This window comes from Salinivibrio sp. PR919 (assembly GCF_001995355.1).
Taxonomy (GTDB): Bacteria; Pseudomonadota; Gammaproteobacteria; order Enterobacterales; family Vibrionaceae; genus Salinivibrio; species Salinivibrio proteolyticus.
The window spans coordinates 23,832-42,685 of the sequence record NZ_MUFL01000018.1 but is presented as its reverse complement, the minus strand read 5'-3'; the positions used below and the strand labels follow the sequence as shown (position 1 = coordinate 42,685).

At 49.9% G+C, this 18,854-nt stretch carries 15 protein-coding genes; 7 read left to right on the top strand and 8 right to left on the bottom strand.

Going from position 1 to position 18,854, the window contains the following annotated elements; genetic code table 11:
- Positions 1-76 precede the first annotated feature (76 nt).
- Positions 77-715 carry a pyridoxamine 5'-phosphate oxidase gene (gene pdxH / locus BZG83_RS05330; protein WP_077479657.1) on the top strand — a complete coding sequence of 213 codons (639 nt, stop codon included), beginning with the start codon at positions 77-79 and terminating at the stop codon, positions 713-715.
- Between the two features lie 71 nt (positions 716-786).
- On the opposite strand, the gene BZG83_RS05325 is transcribed toward pdxH, so the two are convergent.
- Together BZG83_RS05325 and BZG83_RS05320 are read right to left on the bottom strand one after the other, a co-directional pair.
- The gene (locus BZG83_RS05325; RefSeq protein WP_077479656.1) at positions 787-1,497 is read right to left on the bottom strand and encodes a helix-turn-helix transcriptional regulator; all 711 of its coding nucleotides are present in this window, start codon (positions 1,495-1,497) and stop codon (positions 787-789) included.
- A 574-nt stretch (positions 1,498-2,071) separates the two neighbouring features.
- Positions 2,072-3,916 (bottom strand): SUMF1/EgtB/PvdO family nonheme iron enzyme, encoded by a 1,845-nt coding sequence (locus BZG83_RS05320; protein WP_077479655.1) that lies wholly within the window; start codon positions 3,914-3,916, stop codon positions 2,072-2,074.
- 540 nt (positions 3,917-4,456) lie between these two features.
- On the opposite strand from BZG83_RS05320, the gene BZG83_RS05315 reads away from it, so the two are divergent.
- The 4 genes from BZG83_RS05315 (at position 4,457) to putP (ending at position 10,858) form a co-directional block, all read left to right on the top strand.
- The gene (locus BZG83_RS05315) at positions 4,457-5,230 is read left to right on the top strand and encodes a helix-turn-helix transcriptional regulator (protein ID WP_069586778.1); all 774 of its coding nucleotides are present in this window, start codon (positions 4,457-4,459) and stop codon (positions 5,228-5,230) included.
- A gap of 232 nt (positions 5,231-5,462) precedes the next feature.
- Positions 5,463-8,576, top strand: coding sequence for a bifunctional proline dehydrogenase/L-glutamate gamma-semialdehyde dehydrogenase PutA (putA, locus tag BZG83_RS05310; RefSeq protein WP_077479654.1), 3,114 nt, complete (start codon positions 5,463-5,465; stop codon positions 8,574-8,576).
- Between the two features lie 27 nt (positions 8,577-8,603).
- Entirely contained in the window at positions 8,604-9,314 is a 711-nt protein-coding gene (locus tag BZG83_RS05305; RefSeq protein WP_077479653.1) for an aldehyde dehydrogenase family protein, read from the top strand.
- 47 nt (positions 9,315-9,361) lie between these two features.
- Positions 9,362-10,858, top strand: coding sequence for a sodium/proline symporter PutP (putP, locus tag BZG83_RS05300; RefSeq protein WP_077479652.1), 1,497 nt, complete (start codon positions 9,362-9,364; stop codon positions 10,856-10,858).
- A 73-nt stretch (positions 10,859-10,931) separates the two neighbouring features.
- Here putP and BZG83_RS05295 read toward each other — a convergent pair whose 3' ends face one another.
- Positions 10,932-13,772 (bottom strand): ligand-binding sensor domain-containing protein, encoded by a 2,841-nt coding sequence (locus BZG83_RS05295; RefSeq protein ID WP_077479664.1) that lies wholly within the window; start codon positions 13,770-13,772, stop codon positions 10,932-10,934.
- A 241-nt stretch (positions 13,773-14,013) separates the two neighbouring features.
- Between BZG83_RS05295 and BZG83_RS05290 the strand changes: the two genes are divergently transcribed.
- Entirely contained in the window at positions 14,014-14,697 is a 684-nt protein-coding gene (locus BZG83_RS05290; RefSeq protein WP_077479651.1) for a GntR family transcriptional regulator, read from the top strand.
- Here the strand turns inward: BZG83_RS05290 and BZG83_RS05285 are convergent.
- The gene (locus BZG83_RS05285) at positions 14,689-15,381 is read right to left on the bottom strand and encodes an HAD-IA family hydrolase (protein ID WP_077479650.1); all 693 of its coding nucleotides are present in this window, start codon (positions 15,379-15,381) and stop codon (positions 14,689-14,691) included. The two genes, BZG83_RS05290 and BZG83_RS05285, sit on opposite strands and share 9 nt — an antisense overlap.
- A gap of 157 nt (positions 15,382-15,538) precedes the next feature.
- Between BZG83_RS05285 and BZG83_RS05280 the strand changes: the two genes are divergently transcribed.
- Positions 15,539-16,240, top strand: coding sequence for a fumarylacetoacetate hydrolase family protein (locus tag BZG83_RS05280; RefSeq protein WP_077479649.1), 702 nt, complete (start codon positions 15,539-15,541; stop codon positions 16,238-16,240).
- On the opposite strand, the gene BZG83_RS05275 is transcribed toward BZG83_RS05280, so the two are convergent.
- From BZG83_RS05275 to BZG83_RS05260, 4 genes are all read right to left on the bottom strand, one after another.
- Positions 16,192-16,758: a DUF1415 domain-containing protein gene (locus BZG83_RS05275; RefSeq protein ID WP_241825801.1), complete on the bottom strand. Its 567-nt coding sequence runs from the start codon at positions 16,756-16,758 to the stop codon at positions 16,192-16,194. The two genes, BZG83_RS05280 and BZG83_RS05275, sit on opposite strands and share 49 nt — an antisense overlap.
- Positions 16,759-16,804: 46 nt before the next feature.
- Positions 16,805-17,272 (bottom strand): CreA family protein, encoded by a 468-nt coding sequence (locus tag BZG83_RS05270; protein ID WP_077479647.1) that lies wholly within the window; start codon positions 17,270-17,272, stop codon positions 16,805-16,807.
- 101 nt (positions 17,273-17,373) lie between these two features.
- Positions 17,374-17,709 (bottom strand): hypothetical protein, encoded by a 336-nt coding sequence (locus BZG83_RS05265; RefSeq protein ID WP_077479646.1) that lies wholly within the window; start codon positions 17,707-17,709, stop codon positions 17,374-17,376.
- A 172-nt stretch (positions 17,710-17,881) separates the two neighbouring features.
- Positions 17,882-18,559 carry a hypothetical protein gene (locus tag BZG83_RS05260; RefSeq protein ID WP_077479645.1) on the bottom strand — a complete coding sequence of 226 codons (678 nt, stop codon included), beginning with the start codon at positions 18,557-18,559 and terminating at the stop codon, positions 17,882-17,884.
- Positions 18,560-18,854 lie beyond the last annotated feature (295 nt).

Here is an 18,854-nt window from a genome sequence, read left to right as displayed (position 1 = left end):
CCGTACCCGAGAATATCCTTGTCTATCTGGCGCAACCTGCGCAAAATAACGAAAAATGAATGAATTGGAGAATGCAATGGATCTGTCTGACATTCGAAGAGAATATACGCGAGGCGGTCTACGCCGCAATGATTTGCCTGATAGCCCACTACAATTATTTGAACACTGGCTCAAACAGGCCATAGAAACTCAGGTTCCTGACCCTACCGCGATGACTATCGCGACAGTGGATGAAAACGGTCAGCCTTTCCAACGTATTGTGCTTTTAAAAGACTACAGTGACGATGGGTTCGTGTTTTACACCAATCTAGGCAGTCGTAAGGCCTTGCATTTAAAGAACAATAGCCAAATTAGCTTACATTTTCCTTGGCATTTTATTGAGCGCCAAGTGCATATTACCGGCGACGCTGAGCCATTGACTAAAAAAGAGGTGTTTAAATACTTTACCTCTCGTCCCAAGGAAAGCCAGATCGCTGCATGGGCGAGTAAGCAAAGCGAGCGTCTGACGGCACGCTCCGCCCTTGAAGGCAAATTTATGGAGCTAAAACAGCAATTCGCAAAAGGTGAAGTGCCAGTGCCCACATTCTGGGGGGGCTATCGTGTGAAACCGAAAAGCATTGAATTCTGGCAAGGCGGGGAGCATCGGCTGCATGATCGCTTTTTATACCAGCGCAACGATGACGATCAATGGGATGTTGAACGCCTTGCGCCCTAAGCCCTATCTCTTAGCCAATGTAAGCAATGAAAAGTGCTGCTTTGTGTAGCACTTTCCCTCTCCTCTGAACGTTAATCTCGCAATACCACCGACACTTGCTTGGTGAGCAACCGCTCTGGGATCACAGAGCCGAACCCCAACGCCAACGCCCGTTCAATTAAAGCTGCCTTGGACTCAACACTGAACTTTTCCCGCAGGTGTGCAAAGTGGTTTTCAATCGTTTTAACCGACACCCCTAGGGTTTGCGCAATTAATTGGGGCTTTTTGCCATACAGATGCAGAAAAAGTACTTCAGACTCTCGCGCGGTTAAATGAATGTCGGAAGGATGTGACGGTGCGTCGAGCGGATGATCATCTGGATGCGTTACTGCACGGCATATCCAGTGTCCGACTTCCAATATCGCCGTGTCACTCAACTCTTGACCACAAAATACGACGCCACAGATATTCCCCGCTTCATCGTACCAAGGCGTTTTGGTAAAAAGATGGGCGTACCATCGGCCGTTTGCGTAAGGGTGAATATCTAATACTCGTAGACGTTTGCCGGTTTCCATCACTTGTTTATCTTGCGCTTGAAATTGATCGGCACAGGCGATGGTTGGGCAGGGCATGTCGTGATCCGTTTTACCAATACTCTCTTGAGGGTGCTTGAGGCCCACGAGTCGGCAGTATTCACTATTTGCGTAAACAAACACGGAGTTTTTATCTTTGCATCCCCAGCACCCTGGCAGCTGTTCAAGCATTGAGAGAGAGGGAGGCAGCATGGAAACCGGTTGCATCATAAGGCCTACACGATCGAATGTTATTATTATTGGACGCCATTGTCCGTTTGAACATAAAAAAACAGGCAGGCTTATTTGAGCACAAAAAAATGCCGGCATAAARCCGGCAAAGACAAGAGTCGCCCTTTCGGGCTGTATCCTGTACGACGTGTAGAAGAGGTTGTCTAAATAACCGAACGAGTCATGAGGGTTGTTGACCGCCCTAGTTATCGTTGACTGCACCTAACAGTGTTAGGATTTACGTAAAAGCATTTATCGGGACAAATACTGTTTACGCTTGCCACTATATCCAGAAGCCTAGACGTTGGGTAGGGGGGATTTGACCCATTGACACAAGATAAAGTGACTTTACTTAAAGATTGTGGTTAAGATCAATCTATGCTGCAAAGTGTAAGTAACTGATAAACGCTTTCTTAACCAGTGTATTGTTCTGCTGTTGATTCGGCTGGGTTATGGACAGTCGTGGTACGTCGGCAAGTCGTACCGTGCGGATGATGCTTACCGATAAAGTAAGCAGAAAAAAAGCCGCTTGAGAAAGCGGCTTTAAGGGACTTAGATACTATCGCTTGTCAGACTAGATTTTTCTGATCACGCGGAAACCAAGGTAATTAGCACTCATGTTTTCGCCGACGTCCAAGCGCTCTGATGCGCGAGCACGTTGCGGTGAAAAGTTCCAAGCACCACCACGGGCAATTGGCTCTTCACTGCTTACCCATTCCCAGACATTTCCGGCTGTGTCATAGACACCAAAGGGGTTGGGCGGGAAGCTTTTAACCGGAGAGGTTCGTGTGTTTGACCATACGGTACCGCTCCAGCCTGTGTTGGCGTTGCCGACACCAATTTCGTTGCCCCACCAGAAATCGCTGTTTGTGCCGCCACGGGCCGCCACTTCCCACTGCACATCGTTCGGCAGTGCGTAGTTATGGCCGGTTTGTTGGCTTAGCCATTTGGTATAAGCGTTGGCATCTTTCTTGTTCACACAAACAACGGGTGAATCTGCGGCTTGGTCAAAGCCTGGCTGACGCCAATCTGATTCCAAGCTTTGGCTGATTTCACCACTAACCAGCATATTACAACCATTACCTTGTTCTGCAGCGGTGACATAACCGGTCGCATTCACAAAGGCATCAAATTGCGCCACGGTGACAGGCGTAGAGCCAATCGCGAACGAGTGACGTACCGCAACGCTTTCTCGCGCGTCTGGGCCTACTTTGTATTCACCTGCCCCAATTACCACCATTTGCGGGGCTTCAAGGTTATTGGATACAGGGTCAGTAAACTTTTTTCCCGGGCTAGGTGGACGATTGGGTTGCTCTTCGAGCTTGGCCCATACGACCTGATCTTTACCCAGATAAACCTCGCGGCTATAAGGTATAAATCCGGGCTTGCTGACCGTCAGTTCATGGGTGCCAACAGGAAGCATCAGCTCAACAGGTGTGCTGCCATAAGACACGTCGTTAATTTTAACGCTGTCGTCATAACGGTTAGAGCGAACAGTGACATTGACCCAGCGTTTTGCTTGTTGCTTATGCTTGGCTTGCTGCTGTGCTTGTGTGGTTTCAACACAGTAGCGATCTTCCAAATCTAACAAGCGACAGGCAGCTGTTTTACCCGGACGACTGACCAGTTCCGCTTTAATGCGGGTGGTGTAGTCGGTGCCACCGGTAAACCCTGCATCAACCACTTCACTGTTGGTAACGTGAATGTTGAAAGCAACCTTATCGATGTTTTGCTTCACCGCCGCCGATTCGGTGACAAAGTCGGTGACTTGGCCACGGAATTCGCGAATGGCTTGTTGCATTGTCAAGGTCTTACCTTGATTGGCACAAGCGGCAAGCGTCATATTGGGCGCACAAGTCACACTGTGGACAACCTCAATGGTGTCTTTTTGCGTCAACTCTTTACGCAAGCGCTCAGCACGTGCTTCACGCATAGCCTCGTGCAGGTTTTCCAGCGTGGTGGCTAATAACGCCTGCTGGCGCTCTTGCTGCGCGAGCAACTTTTTCTGCTCGATAATCGCTGATTCGTTCGCAGCTTGTTCTTGTTGATGGTTATTAACCTTTTGCCAAGCTTGTTGGTACGCTTGCTGATAAGGACCGATGTCGGTACTTGGGTCAGCTATCAAGTCTTGAAACTTGGCGTCCAGCTGGGCTTTAGCCTCACTACGCTCGCGTTGAAGCTGACTTAGCTCGTCATCTAACGTGGCGCGTTTAACTAAAAGGTCATCAAGCTTCGCCTGCTGCAGGGCCAGCTCATCGTTTTGAGACTCCAGCACATCTTCTTTTGCGCGAAGTTTCTCAACCAACTCACTGACCGGATCGATGTTATCCGCGGAAGACGCGTTTTCAGCGAACGCCAACTCGGTTAGCAGTAGGGGAGGGAGCGCTAAACATAGCGCCTTTATGTATTTCGTTGTCATAGTTCCCTTGCTTACGCATGTGTCGCAATAATAATACCTATGTCCAAAAAGTAGACTATCACGGAAACCAGTGTTGCCACGCAAACCGTGTTAATTATTTGACGGCAGTCAGCATTCTGCGACGTGATCGGTGCAACTGTGTTCATTGTTTTTAATATCCACGCGAGATTACCTTAAGCGCCGCCGCGCTTCAAATAAGATTGTGTGACGACGCGTGTGACGGAACCATGATCAAGGCTAAGATCTCCATTGATCGCCTCGAAACGATGATCAAGCAGAGAGGTTTCTCATCGCATCGCCTTTAACCGCTTTATAGACAGTAGCTTAGCAGCTGACACTGTCATTGTTTTCTTGTCTTTTTTGTTCTTCTACGCTGATCTATTAATCAAAAATGAGGGATCTTCCGCATTTTTTTAGTCCAAATGACATCGGCCGTAAAAATAGAGGTTCTTGATCATAGTTCCGAAAGATGATGATCGCGTGCTACTGATAATCGTGACAAAATAATGCGACATAGGTTAACGGTGATAGTGACGGTCAATGGCAAAGACGCCGAAAGTGTCTGAAGTGATAGCGTTACCCAGCCAGCAATTGCACCATAGCCATGATTACAAACAAGTGGTGATAGGGCTGCAAGGACAAACGGAATTTGATGTCGGTGGGCGAGGAAGCCTCGTTGGCCCGGGACAGGGGTGCTTGGTAACAGAATCTGAAGAGCACGCCTTTACCGGTGTGGGACGCAATGAAATATTGGTGATTAACTTACCGTATCAAGAATGGGTTGGGCATGCGTCGATGCATGACAATATCGCTCGTCTTTTTGAACGTGATGCGTATTTTCAGCTCGACACTCAGGCTCAGACCTTGATTAAAGCGTTAACGGCAGAAATGATTGCTAATCCAACCGATTTACTGCTCAGTCGGGCGTGTGCCGATACTCTGATGTGTGTGTTGCACCGCCATTTTCGTGACCATATTTCGCCACGTCGAGATGGTCATCGGCTCAACATGGATATCATTGACCGCTATATTCACCAACATATGAGTCGTAAGATTACCGTCGCCCAGCTAGCTGGTAGTGTTTTTCTTGCAGAAAGCCAATTCCATCAGCTGTTTAAAGAACAAGTTGGGATGACTCCCCATCAATATGTGTTGGAAAAGCGGTTCGCGTTGGCGAAGCAACTGATTAAAGAAAGTGATTTGACGATGGCGCAAATCGCTGACAGTTGTGGCTTCTCCAGTCAAAGTGGGTTTACTAATGCGTTTTCACGCTATTTTGGTGTTTCACCCGCAAAGTTTAAGTTGACTCCTTAGCGTTTGTTCACAACGCGATCTCGTGCCTATTTTTATCGTCGTCATGCGTCCTATTTGTTATGGAAGCATGGCGATCGACAGCTTTGTTTGTTAATTACCGGAGGATTTTGCAATAATGCCGGAGCTTTTTGTAAGACCCTGACGATAGACCCCGCATAGAATCGATCGCCAAGTAACAATGACGTAACATTTTCCTGCCCAAGTTGGGAAGGACGTGAGTGAGGATACCACTATGTTTAAAGCCATCGATGCTATGCAGCCATCGTTTATCGAGCGTCCGCTAGCGCAGATTTGGTCTGAAATATCGCCACTTTACTGTGTTGATGAAAGTGAATGGCTAACCCAATTGATCCCTCTTGCTGAGCCGTCAGAGACAGAGCGTGAACAAACACGCCGCCAGGCGACCAAGCTCATTGAACAAGTTCGTGCGGATAAGAAAGCCGTGCAAATGATTGATGCGTTGTTGCTGGAATACAGCCTAGACACGCGCGAGGGTATTTTGCTGATGTGTTTAGCAGAAGCACTGATGCGCATTCCTGACGCGCATACCGCCGATGCACTCATCCGTGACAAACTCAGCGTTGCCGATTGGAAAGCACACTTGCGTCATTCTGACTCGCTATTCGTGAATGCCTCAACGTGGGGGCTGATGCTAACGGGAAAAGTGGTGACTTTGGATGAGAGCACCGAAGGAAAACCTGCATCTGTGATCAATCGTTTAGTGAATAAGCTCTCTGAGCCTGTGATTCGTCAAGCGATGCATCAAGCGATGAAAATCATGGGTCACCAATTTGTGCTGGGCCGAGATATCGACGAGGCGTTAAAAAACGGTGAGACGCCGCGCAGCCAAGGCTTTACCTATTCCTTTGACATGTTGGGAGAAGCGGCCCTAACGGCCGATGATGCGCGCAAGTATCTCAATGATTATTTACAGGCCATTGATGCGGTTGGCGCGGCAAAATCGAGCTACTCAGGACCGTCGCCGTCAGTCTCCATCAAGCTCTCTGCGCTGCATCCACGTTATGAAGTCGCGAATCAAGATCGTGTGATGACAGAAATGTTTGAGACGGTATTGGTTTTGCTTAAACGTGCACGAGAAAAAGATGTCGCCATCACCATCGATGCCGAAGAAGCCGATCGTCTCGAGCTGTCTCTGGCTTTGTTTGAAAAACTCTATCGTGACGATGCCGTCAAAGGGTGGGGCAAGTTTGGTCTCGTCGTGCAAGCTTATTCTAAGCGTGCGTTACCTGTCATCACTTGGCTGGCGGCGCTGGCGAAAGAACAAGGTGATTTGATCCCAATGCGATTGGTGAAAGGTGCGTATTGGGACAGTGAAATCAAACTGTGTCAGCAAACCGGTCATCATGGCTATCCGGTATTTACCCGTAAAGAAGCCACCGATGTGTCCTATTTAGCGTGTGCACGTTTCTTGCTGAGCGATCACGTGCGTGGCCTCATCTATCCTCAGTTTGCCAGTCATAATGCGCATACTATCGCGGCGATTGCGGCAATGGCGACCCATCAGGATTTTGAATTCCAACGCTTACATGGCATGGGTGACGCCTTGTATAACCATGCCAAAGGCCTATTTAATAGTGATGTGCGCATTTATGCACCAGTGGGTAGCCACAAAGACTTGCTGCCCTATCTTGTCCGCCGTCTGTTAGAAAACGGCGCCAACAGCTCTTTCGTTCACCGTCTCGTTGATGCACGTTGCCCTATTGAGGATCTGATTGCCAGCCCTGTCGATATCTTGCGAGGGCATGCGACGTTGCACAATGATCGCATTCCGCTGCCGAGTGAGATTTTCGGACCGACCCGTCAAAACTCACAAGGCGTTGCAACGGACATTGCGTCTGAATGGCAACCATTCACCGATAGTGTCGCGCCCTTTATGGGAGATTACCAATGGCAAGCCGGCCCGATTGTGAATGGCGAACGACCATCAGGTGATAGCCACCCTGTGCATGCTCCTTATGATCGCAACGAAGTGGTCGGGCGTGTGGATTGGGCCACGGCTGATCAGGTTAACCAAGCGCTGGATAATGCGGCGAGAGCTTTCCCTGAATGGCAAAAAACCGATGTGAGCGAGCGTGGTAAGTACTTACTTGACCTTGCTGATAAACTGGAAGCGAATTTGGGCGAGTTGGTGGCTATATGTCACCGAGAAGCAGGGAAGACTATTCACGATAGTATTGATGAAGTGCGCGAGGCTGTTGACTTCTTGCGTTACTACCCGCAGCAAGCGATGGAGCTTCAGGCGGCTCCGTTTAGCTACCAAGGCTTTGATGGTACCCAACAATCGGTGAGCTATCACGGACGCGGTGTCTTCACCTGTATCAGCCCATGGAACTTCCCATTGGCGATTTTCTTGGGGCAAGTGAGTGCCGCTCTGGTTGCTGGGAATACAGTGGTTGCTAAGCCTGCAGAGCAAACTTCGATCATTGCTTACCGCGCTATCGAGTTGTTGCTTGAAACGGGGATCCCTGCGGGCGTTATTCAACTCTTGCCGGGTAGTGGGCCTGTGGTTGGCGCTCCCTTGACGCAAGATACGCGTATTGCGGGTGTGGCCTTTACGGGCTCGACGCCAACGGCGCAGCGTATTACGCGTACCTTGGCAGAGCGAGATGCCGACCCTGTGCCTGTGGTGGCAGAAACCGGCGGTCAAAATGCCATGATCGTCGACAGCACCGCCTTACCCGAGCAAGTGGTACGTGACGTATTGCGCTCAGCATTTGCGTCGGCAGGCCAGCGTTGTTCAGCGCTTCGCGTGCTTTATATCCAAGAAGATATCGCCGATCGTGTAATTACCTTGATCAAAGGCGCAATGGCTGAACTGTCTGTTGGCCGCCCAGAATTGCTGTCGACGGATGTTGGTCCAGTCATAGATCAGACCGCGAAGGACAAGTTGTTCGCGCATATCGAACAAATGAAACGCAGTGGCAAGTTAGTCACGCAAGTTGCGCTCTCTCCTGAGTGTGACCAAGGAACCTTTGTGCCGCCAACGGCCTTTGAGATCCGGAGCATCGATCAGCTCAGTGAAGAGCACTTTGGTCCCATCCTTCACATTGTGCGCTATCGCGCTGAAGAGTTGGACAAGGTGATTGATGACATTAACCGTACTGGCTTTGGCCTGACGATGGGCGTACATAGCCGTAATGAAACCACCTGTGCGCACATTGAACATCGTGCACGCGTTGGTAACTGTTACGTCAACCGTGACCAAGTTGGTGCTGTGGTTGGCGTTCAGCCATTCGGCGGTCGTGGTTTATCGGGCACTGGTCCGAAAGCGGGTGGCCCGCATTACTTGTATCGCTTTACTCAAGCGACGGTGAATGCCCAATAAGTCGGTTGAAAGGATCAGGAGAGAAAAATGAACCAATTAAATAGCATCATTGAGCAATGTGAAGCGGTATGGGAAGACTGGAACGATCAAGGTGTCGCAGGCCGTATCGCGCTATTGCAGCGTTGGTCTGACACAGTGTCAGCACGAGGTGAAGCCTTTGCAGACGCAGCAAAAATGATTCGATTTCAGTGTGATAATGCCGAGCGTTTGCTCGATAAAGTACACGAGTTACCTGGCCCAACCGGGGAAACCAACGAGCTGTATACCGTTGGTCGCGGGACGTTTGCTATCACAGGTGATGCGTCGTTGACGCATGTCGCACTGTGTGGGCAGTTAGCGGCTGCGTTGGTGGCAGGTAATTGTGTGGTGGTGAGTGTAGAGGGCACTCACACCGATATGGCGGATGCCGTGTTGGCCGATTTGGTTAAAGCAGGGTGTCCGGACAGGGTTGCCATTCGTGTTGACCTTGATACCAACGCGCCGCTCTTGGCGCATCCCAATATTGTGGGTTTAGCGACGACAGGCACGCTTACACACGTACGTGATGTCAATCGTCAGCTTGCACAACGACAGGGTGTGATTGCAGCACTGGTCGCAGAGTCCGATACCCAGCTGTATCCGGTTATCGGCGCGCCTGACTATGTGCTGCGTTTTGTGACCGAGCGCACCCGCACAATTAATATCACTGCTGTAGGTGGTAATGCCACGCTTCTGGAACTCGGCAGTGGTGAACATTAACTTTCCAGAGATGGCCCCGGAAGGGGCCACGTAATTGAGGGACAGATATGATAGACAATAGCTATGCCATCAGTGCCACGTTTCTTGCATATCTCATACTGATGCTTGTCATTGGTATATATGCGTATAAACGTACCTCCGACTCCGAGGATTATTTTCTCGGTGGCCGCTCATTAGGTCCTTGGCCTGCGGCACTGTCGGCCGGTGCGTCAGATATGAGTGGTTGGTTGCTGCTTGGCCTTCCTGGCTATGCCTATGCGGCTGGAATGGAATCACTTTGGTTAGCAGGCGGTTTGCTGTTAGGGACCTACCTCAACTGGCTGATTTGTGCCAAGCGCCTGCGTACGTACAGTATTGAAGTCGACAATGCATTGACATTGCCTGAGTTCTTCTCGCGTCGCTTTGAAGACAAGTCAAAGCTTCTGCAAACGATCTCGGCCTTCTTTATTTTGCTTTTCTTCCTTTTCTACACCAGTTCAGGCTTGGTGGCGGGTGGTAAACTCTTTACTACCGTCTTTGGTTTTGATTACACCACCGCGGTTGTGATCGGCACGATTTGTGTTGTGTCCTATACCTTGTTTGGTGGTTTCTTAGCCGTCTCTTGGACCGACTTGGTTCAAGGGCTATTAATGGCGGTAGCCCTACTGATTGTGCCCTTTGTTATTATGGATGGCAGTGTCTTCAAACTGGGCAATGATGTGGCCGCGATCAATCCTGAGCTGATGACACTCTGGCGCGATGTTAACGGTGAGCCGCTGACGTGGATTAGCATCATCTCATTAGCTGCTTGGGGCTTGGGTTACTTTGGTCAGCCTCATATCTTGGCCCGTTTCCAAGCGACGCGTTCAAACAAAGACATCACCACAGCGCGTCGTATTGCGGTGGGTTGGTCTGCGTTGTCGATGTTTGGTGCGGTGTTGATCGGTTTGGTTGGGATTTTGTACGTACAAAATGACATGACCGGTGATTTGAAAGACGGCGAGAAAATTTTCATGCTGTTGGTGAATGCTGCTTTCCATCCCGTCATTGCAGGTATTCTGTTAGCTGCTATTTTGGCCGCGATTATGAGTACCGCCGATTCACAGCTACTGGTTTCTTCATCGGCATTGGCAGAGGATTTCTATAAGCAAGTATTCCGTCCTGACGCGTCCACACAAGAAGTGGTGATGGTCGGTCGTGGTGCTGTGATCTTGCTTTCTGCGATTGCGCTGGGGCTTGCGATGGATCCAGACAGTTCGGTACTCGGCTTGGTCTCTTATGCGTGGGCAGGCTTTGGTGCCGCCTTCGGTCCGGCCTTGCTCCTGAGCCTTTTCTGGCGTGGAATGAACCGTAATGGTGCACTCGCTGCCATCTTGATTGGTGGGATCACCGTGGTCGTTTGGAAKCAGATGTCGGGTGGCATTTATGATTTGTATGAAATCGTCCCTGGCTTCTTCTTGGCCGGTCTGGGTGCGATCATCGTCAGCAAACTGACCGGTGGTCCAAGCGAGTCAGTCTCTAAGCAATTTGAAGGATACGAGAAAAGCTTAGATACCATGCCTTAATCGTGATGGCATGAGACTGCAATGAACCATGAAAAAGGGAGCGTCAAACGCTCCCTTTTTAGATCTCATCGCTCTACCAAGCAATTGCTTCACTTTTGCTTTGGCGGACACAATTGCGGCCATCGCGTTTCGCTTTGTACAGCGCCTGATCGGCACGTTTAAGGCCATCGACATAGTCACTGGCTTGCTGATTACCCGCCATGCCAATGCTGACCGTAATCGAGAGCGTGGTATCAATATCAGACAGGTCTAGCGCTGCGATTTGGCGGCGCAGGTGGTCAAAATAGCTGAATCCGTCGGCAACGYTGCCAGCAAACAGCAGAGTAAACTCCTCGCCTCCCCAGCGTGCCACATGGCGTAAGTGTTTTTGTTCTTGATTTAAAAACGCACCAACACGTTGAATAATGAGATCGCCCACTAAGTGGGAGTAATGATCATTAATCCGTTTGAAGTGGTCAATATCCAGAATCGCGACCTGCAATGGCTCGCCCGATTCACGTGCTTGGTCAAAGGCACGGTGCCAATATTCATCAAACGCACGACGATTTGCGAGCCCGGTGAGAGGGTCTTCTTTGGATAACCGTTCAAAGTCATCGGCTTGCGCTTGCAGCGCCTGCGTTTTCTCTTTGACCAGGGCTTTCAGCTGCAATTGCTTTTGTTGTAAGCGTTGAATACGCCATAAAAAGATGCCGTACGCCGCACTGACAAAAAGGAAAAAGCCAAGTGCGCGTATGTCCGAACGTTGCCACAGCGAAGGCTCTAAAGTGAACTGGTAGCGCAATACATCGTCACTCCATTCCCCATAAGGGTAGCGAGCACTCACTTTAAAGGTATAAACCCCCGGCGACAGGTTAGTGTATTCCGCATCATGACTCTCGTGCCGGTAGGCCCAATCAAGCTCAAACCCCTCCAACTGGGTGCGGTATTGGATTTGTTCTGGCATCGAATAGCCGAGCGCAGCGTAAGAAAAGAGAACGCGATTGGTACCCGCTGGCGCGATGTCATTGGCTTCGGGGTTAATATCCTTGCCATCAAATTGGACTTGTTGCATCACGATAGGCAGTGGGCGACTGAGCAAGCGCGCAATCCGCTCCGGACTTACACTGGCCACGCCTTTGGCGGTTGCAAACAGTAAGGAGCCGTCTGGTGTTATCGTCGCTGCGGGTGACGAGCCGCCATTGGCTTGGTTATTTGCCATGCCATCGCTTTGATCATAATGCTCAAAGTCGATGCGTTGGCGCGTACCGTCGGCCACTTGATGCGCTTGTTGATAGTTAATGCGCCAAATACCACGGTTACTCGACAACCAAAAATTATCGCTATCATCTTTGATGATTTGGAAAAATTTATCGATCGGTAGTCCCTGCGGGCGACCAACAAGCGCAAGGCTTCCATCGGTTTGCGAGTAACGAATCACGCCCCGGTCGGTTGCCATCCAAACAAATCCCGGCTCAATATAAAAGCCGAAGACATACTGAGCTTGCTCTTGTTGTGAGAGATCAAGTGTGTGTAATCGACCCGCTTCAATATAGCTGACCCCGCGTCCGGTTCCTACCCAGACTTTACCTTGTTGGTCGCTCGCCAATGCCATGACATAACTGCCGGGCATATCGCTATTTTGGTTATCATAAAGCTGGGCTAGATTCCCTTGGTTGAGTTTCGCTAATCCGCGAGGTGTGCCAACCCATAAGGTGTTATCAGGCATCTCTAAAATCGCTCGGACTTCATCATCTGGCAAGTGACCATTGATGCCGCGCGGCGTATGCAGCGTGCCGTTTTGCCAAATCCGGAGTCCATGCTGATAGGTTCCCACCCAGAGTCCACYTTGACGGCGGTGGGCAAGACTGAGCACCGACACATTATCCGTTAGTATTCGAGCACTACCACGCTGTGTATCTATCTGGCTAAGCCCCTCACTCGCGCCTACCCAAACGTGATGGTCTTGGCCTGCTAAGACGGTACGAACGTAATTTCCTGCTAACCCTTGGTCTGCGGTCAGGGTGACAAAGGGGGCATAGCGTAAACGCATGACCCCGCCGTTGGTGCCAATCCAAATACTGCCTTCGCTGTCTTCAAACCAAGATAAAATACGGTTGTTAGGCAGCCCTCGATGATAGTCGAGAAAATCGAGTTCGCCATCGCTCAGGTGGGCGACGCCACGGCTCAGCGTACCAAACCAATAAGCCCCCTGACTGTCTTGCTCTACCAGAGTGACGGCTTGGTTAAGCAAGGCGCCATCGAGTGGTGTCCACCGCTGTTGTTGATATCGCCAAGCGCCATGCTCAGAGCCGACGAGGAGAGCACCATCGTTAGCGGTGGAAACGTAGAACACTTTTTCGAACAGGTTATGATGAGAGATGGGTGTGGCACCCTGCTGTGCCGATAAGAGATAAACCCCTTTCTCTGTGGCGGCATAGATATGCTTGTTGGGCGCTAACGCGAGACGATAACTACTGATTGTCTCGATAAATTGAGTAGGCTGGGGAGTGGGCATTTGCAGCTGTTCAGCCGTGTAATGGACAACCCCCATGCCTTCGATAGCGAGCCAGAGACCGCCGTCAGCGTCACGTAGAATATCGTTCACCAAACTAGGTGCGGTCGGTAAAGCGTGCCATGAAAACCCTTGTCGCATCACGACACTGCCGCGCGCGCCACCCGCGTAGAGTTCATTTTTAGGGCCAACCGCCAACGCGCGTGTGCCGGAATCTTGCATCTGGGTTTTGGGGCCGCGATCGAAAAGAACAAACTCCAGCCCGTTGTAACGGGCAATGCCTTCCCACGTTGCGAACCACAGGTAACCATCTGTGGTTTGTTCAATCGCGTTAATGCTATTGTGAGGCAGGCCACTTGCAGAGGTCCACGTTTCGATAAAATAATCGGATAGCTGGTTATCATCGGCATGACTTTGGGTCATAAAGCCGAGAGAAAGTAATAGCCAACTACACACTAAAAGTGTGAGCGTGTGGCATGGTCTAATCCTTGATAAAGCCTGCTTAATCCGTTGGCACATCTTTTGTTCTTGTTTGCAATTCCAAGTAGACTGGCGATTCTATCTTAACCTATGTCTAGTTCTGGCACCTTGAGGTCAGGTTTTAATAGGCAAGTTGAGAAAGATCACATTAGAAACGCAAACCTTGGCTAGGCGTATTAATTCAATGATGCAGTTTATGGCGATCCGCCAGCAACTCTTAGAGCAAATCAACAGTGGTCAACTCGACCCCGGGCAAAAGCTGCCTTCAGAGCGGCAGTTAGCGGAAGCTTTCCACACGACGCGTGTCACTTTGCGTGAAGCACTCGCGGTTTTAGAAGCAGAAGGGCGTATCTATCGGCTTGATCGCCGAGGTTGGTTTATTGCGCCGAACCCTTGGCGGTATAACCCCAGTGACCTGATGGACTGGACGACTGATTTCGCCGCACAAGGCGGACAGTTTGCGATTCAAAAAGAAACAACGACGCTAGCCAGTGCAGAAATGAGCCAACAGATGCACTTGCCACCCTTTAGTGCGATTTATCAAGCAGAAGGCATTGTCTCATCGGTGGGCGTACCTGTGGGGTATGTTCGCACTTACTTACAACCTGATTACTACCCACAATATCAGCAGCAGACGATGAGCGAGAAATTGTCTGCCAATGTAACCATTCATCAATGTCACTGGACCAGCCGTTGGGAAGCCTTAGAAGGGGCGCCGATGGCGGCACTCAATGTGGCGGTTGGTACACCCGCATTGAAATTGGAGCGGCATTGGTTGATTGAGCGAGCAGGTCAATTACAGGCCATTCGCGTCGACGAAGAATGGTGGCGCCAACATGCAATTGCGCTAAGTAGCCATTCAAGGTGAGATCGCTACATACGCCTTTGAAAACAATTGCTTTAGCCCCTCAGCTGAGTATTCGCGGTGCACCAATGGGTGGGTCGTGGTGAGCGCGTTTGGGTTGGCATTAAAATGTATGGTGCGCATGTTGGCATTAATACCCGCTTGAATGCCCCGATTGGTATCATCAATAAAGATGCACTGTTGGGATGGGCATGCCATATTCATGGCAGCATAATGAAGCAAGTCTGGCGCAGGTTTCCAGCTGTTGGTATCAAAGGCGCTAAAGAGTCGGTTTTCAAAATAAGGCATTAAGCCGGTCAGGGTTAGCGCGTGCGCCATCTTTTCGGTCGGCCCATTGGAGGCAACACACATCTCAATGCCTTGGGAAGCCAGTGTTTTTAGCACTTCTTCAATACCTGCAGTGGGTTGTAAAGATTGTTCAAACAGCTGGTGGCATAAGGTACGGAATCTTGGTTCTAATTGGTCGATAGGAAGTTGCACGGCATAGCGCTCACAGGTTTGGCGCAACACGTCGGTGAGTTTGCCACCCTCAAAATGATCCAATGATTCTTGCAAGTCAATTGCCACGCCGAAAGACGCAAATGTAGCAACTAAGGCTTGGTGAGAAAGTTTCTCTGAATCAACCAAGGTGCCATCGCAGTCAAAGATAACGCAGGCAATTGGTTCATCTAAACTAAAGTGCTCCATAGTGGCTCCCTTGTGTGCCTCGCTTTATCGTTAGCGCTGAGTTGAAAATCAACAAGTCAGCGACCTTTGAAATGCTAACTGTGTCTTGCAATCTGTATTAATTCGTTATCAAAATTGGTCAGGGATCGACTTTTAAACGACATGGCATCACAAGGGTATGGATTATCAACACCAATGGATAAACGGGAATGTGATTGCACTCCCAGTCGGACAGGTTTATTGTGTCGGGCGAAATTACGCGGCGCATGCGGCGGAACTCAATAACCCGCTTCCAGAACAACCGGTGATTTTTATCAAGCCGCCAAGCGCGATCCAACCGCTCGGTCACGCTCTGACGTTGGCAGAGAAGTTTGCGCCGGTGCATTTTGAAACCGAGCTGGCAGTTCTGATCACCCAGCCGTTGTATGAGGCAACACCGTCGGAGGTACAATCTGGTCTGGGGGCCATGGCGTTGGGACTGGATTTAACGCGACGTGACCAACAAAGTTACCTAAAAGCACAGGGGCTGCCGTGGGAGAGGGCGAAGGCGTTTGCGGGTAGCGCTCTGTTAACACCCTTTATGGCAACCCCAAAGAATTGGGACGATGTTTTCTTTTCACTGGCGATCAATGGCGAACTCCGACAGCAAGGCCATACGGCACACATGCTGACATCGGTCGTGTCGCTTATTGCTCATATGAGTGACACCTTTCCGCTACGTCCTGGGGATGTGGTGTTTACCGGCACCCCGGAAGGGGTCGGTCCCCTTGCTAATGGGGACAAGTTAACCTTACGTCTAGGGAAGTGCAATTTGGGTGAAACGCGCGTCGTTTATGCGTCTTCGTCAGTGGATAACCACGGAAACAACGCGGCTCGCTGAGAGGCAGTGAGTGCAGAGACACAGGCGATATTGCGTGTCGGAATCGCCTCGGGATCCTGACCGTAATGTGCAAGTGCTCGCGACATACTGTCTTCACGAATCAAATGAAAGCAGGGATAAGGCGCACGATTGGTGAGGTTCTCTGCATCATCAGGTTCACAGCCAGCAAAGCAATATTGCGGATGAAAGCTGGCGAGTTGGAAAGTCCCTCGCCAACCAAAATGATCGATAAGGTTCTCGGCCATCGATAGCACATCGAGATAATGTTCAAAATCATGGAGTGCGTTCGGGACGACGAGAACGGTCGTGTCTGTGATCGCCAGATCCGTCTGCGCCAAGTCGGTGAGTGCTTGGTATACGGCTTCGAGAATATCAGCATCGTCACACGCGGTGCAGATATCTATTTTGATTTGTTGATTTCGGCGTGGTTTGGCTGCAAAGGGACACAGGTTTAACCCGATAACCACTTCATCTAACCACGCCTCGATACGAGATTCTACCGTTTTCATCGCGAGCATCTTTAGTCTATTGGCCCGCTATGGTAGCCGCTTATTCGGTGAATTGTTAGCCTTTTTGCGGCGTTAGCTGATACGCCTTGGTACCCCATAGCGGGACGGTCGACAAGCTATGCTTAAAGCTGCCTGAGGTTTCTTTGGTGGAATAGGACAGGTACATCAAAGTTTGGTTTTTGGCATCGTAAATACGACGGATCTTCATAGACTTAAAGAAGATACTTTTTGATTTACGGAACACTACTTCACCGGAGTCGCTTTTATCAATTTGTGCGATCATCTCGGGCGTAATCTCACCGGTTTGTCGACAAGAGATTGCACTGTCGCTGGGATCGGCAAAGCTGAGGTCGGCTTCTACCGAGGCGACATGGCAGGTAACGCCTGTGACGATAGGATCAACCAAGTGATTGAGTTTGATGTCTTTCATGGTGAACATGCCTAAACTCACATCGCCTACCTCACTGTTATCACAGCCGGATAGCATCACGCTTAATGCAATGAGACAAAGTGCTTTTTTCATAACTGTCTTATGTTTTGCCCGAATAAATGTTGGCAAGCAGTCTAACACAGTCTGATTTCTGTGTGTTTTTACGCCAAATGAATAAGGTGGGAAATGATGACTTACTCTCGAAACTGTGCGTCACCATCTTTACTGGACAGCGATTTGGGCTCAAAGGTGAGCAGCACATCAGCCGCGTCACAGTAGCTACCGGTTTCCGCAAACGCCTCTCGTGCCGCCGCAATTTTTCGCTCCGCAATACGGCGCACTTTTTTGTCGTTGTCCTGATCGCTAAATGTCATCTGCTGATTGAACATCTCGCGACTAAAGGTGGTTTTACATATAGACTCGTTTTTTTCGGTCACCACTTGGCCCGTGTTAGCTGGGGTGTCGGACTCGGGTTGAGCATACACACAAAATGATAACAACGCCAACAAGGCGAAAAACGACTTAGTCATATATGAGTTCCTTAACCTATTCACACTAATAATAGCATTAAGCGGCGGTGTCGACTATCGCCGACATGGTCGTCTAGCTAGCTCATCAGTTTGGTGTTTAAGCAAACATAAAAAAAGCGACCCGTTGGCCGCTTACATTTTGTGTTGCTTATTCCGCTTAGGTTTATTGCGGTTACAGCGAAAGGTCGTTCTCAGATACAGAGTGAGAGAGTTGCGTCTCGCCGATCGTTTGGGCGCGACGTGCTTCAAACCAATAGCCGAGTGCCGCGAGCCAAATCATGGCATACGCCATCAGCTCAGTGCTTTCTTCTGCAATGCTTTTCACATCACGCACGTAATTGGCGCCCATCGCTTGCTCCCAAAGCACGCCCATGCCAAACAAACGCGAGTAAACGAGTAACAGCGCTAAGGCGACCATCAGTACGGGAGCGAATTTAGATGTGACGATCCTTGCCAGACTTTCAGCCGTTTCACGCCAGTTTTTGGCTGCTGGCCAGAGAGCGAGTGCCGTGACGGTGAGCGCCGGGATTTTCCAAAAACCGTGGAAAACCACATCTAATGTTGCATCAAGCTCACGGATCATTAGGACTAAGAAAAAGGCACTCATTAGCGACGCAGCCGAGCTGTACGCGCGATTCACATACGCGACACGTCGAAAAGTAAATACGGACGCGGCCAATAAAATAAGCTGGGAAAGCTCAATCAATGACGCCTCAGAGGCAACGTTATGGGCGGCGACGCTGTAATGAATAATGCCAGCGATAGCCGCAAAATAAAGCGCAATAGCTAGGAATTGCCCGGCACCATGAAACACGGTCCGAACGGGGGAGGAAACCTGTGCCAATTTCATATCAACCTCAGATGCTCGAATACAAATAGTCCGTCCGATGGKAAACGCTAGCGGCACAACTGTGACGTTAGTCTCACTAATCTGTCCGTCGCGACGGATATTACGGAGGGATTCATAAAATCGCAATAATTATGTGAACAAAGTCACCTTTTGTTCAGGGTTGAGACAGGTAATGGACACTATTTACAGTGTAAACAGTGTTATGTTGCCAAGGCTCACTCGCGAGCAAAGAGTAAGGAGGACATTAAATAATTGTTTTACATCAGCATTATCAGGAATAACGATCGCTTTGTTT

What these genes read in the sequence shown, in the direction of transcription:
- BZG83_RS05275 (WP_241825801.1), bottom strand. Translation starts at nt 16,758, where the DNA reads ATGCTCGCGATGAAAACGGTAGAATCTCGTATCGAGGCGTGGTTAGAT.
- BZG83_RS05280 (WP_077479649.1), top strand. Translation starts at nt 15,539, where the DNA reads ATGGATTATCAACACCAATGGATAAACGGGAATGTGATTGCACTCCCA.
- BZG83_RS05260 (WP_077479645.1), bottom strand. Translation starts at nt 18,559, where the DNA reads ATGAAATTGGCACAGGTTTCCTCCCCCGTTCGGACCGTGTTTCATGGT.
- BZG83_RS05305 (WP_077479653.1), top strand. Translation starts at nt 8,604, where the DNA reads ATGAACCAATTAAATAGCATCATTGAGCAATGTGAAGCGGTATGGGAA.
- pdxH (WP_077479657.1), top strand. Translation starts at nt 77, where the DNA reads ATGGATCTGTCTGACATTCGAAGAGAATATACGCGAGGCGGTCTACGC.
- BZG83_RS05320 (WP_077479655.1), bottom strand. Translation starts at nt 3,916, where the DNA reads ATGACAACGAAATACATAAAGGCGCTATGTTTAGCGCTCCCTCCCCTA.
- BZG83_RS05265 (WP_077479646.1), bottom strand. Translation starts at nt 17,709, where the DNA reads ATGACTAAGTCGTTTTTCGCCTTGTTGGCGTTGTTATCATTTTGTGTG.
- BZG83_RS05315 (WP_069586778.1), top strand. Translation starts at nt 4,457, where the DNA reads ATGGCAAAGACGCCGAAAGTGTCTGAAGTGATAGCGTTACCCAGCCAG.
- BZG83_RS05325 (WP_077479656.1), bottom strand. Translation starts at nt 1,497, where the DNA reads ATGATGCAACCGGTTTCCATGCTGCCTCCCTCTCTCTCAATGCTTGAA.
- BZG83_RS05285 (WP_077479650.1), bottom strand. Translation starts at nt 15,381, where the DNA reads ATGGAGCACTTTAGTTTAGATGAACCAATTGCCTGCGTTATCTTTGAC.
- BZG83_RS05270 (WP_077479647.1), bottom strand. Translation starts at nt 17,272, where the DNA reads ATGAAAAAAGCACTTTGTCTCATTGCATTAAGCGTGATGCTATCCGGC.
- BZG83_RS05290 (WP_077479651.1), top strand. Translation starts at nt 14,014, where the DNA reads ATGATGCAGTTTATGGCGATCCGCCAGCAACTCTTAGAGCAAATCAAC.
- putA (WP_077479654.1), top strand. Translation starts at nt 5,463, where the DNA reads ATGTTTAAAGCCATCGATGCTATGCAGCCATCGTTTATCGAGCGTCCG.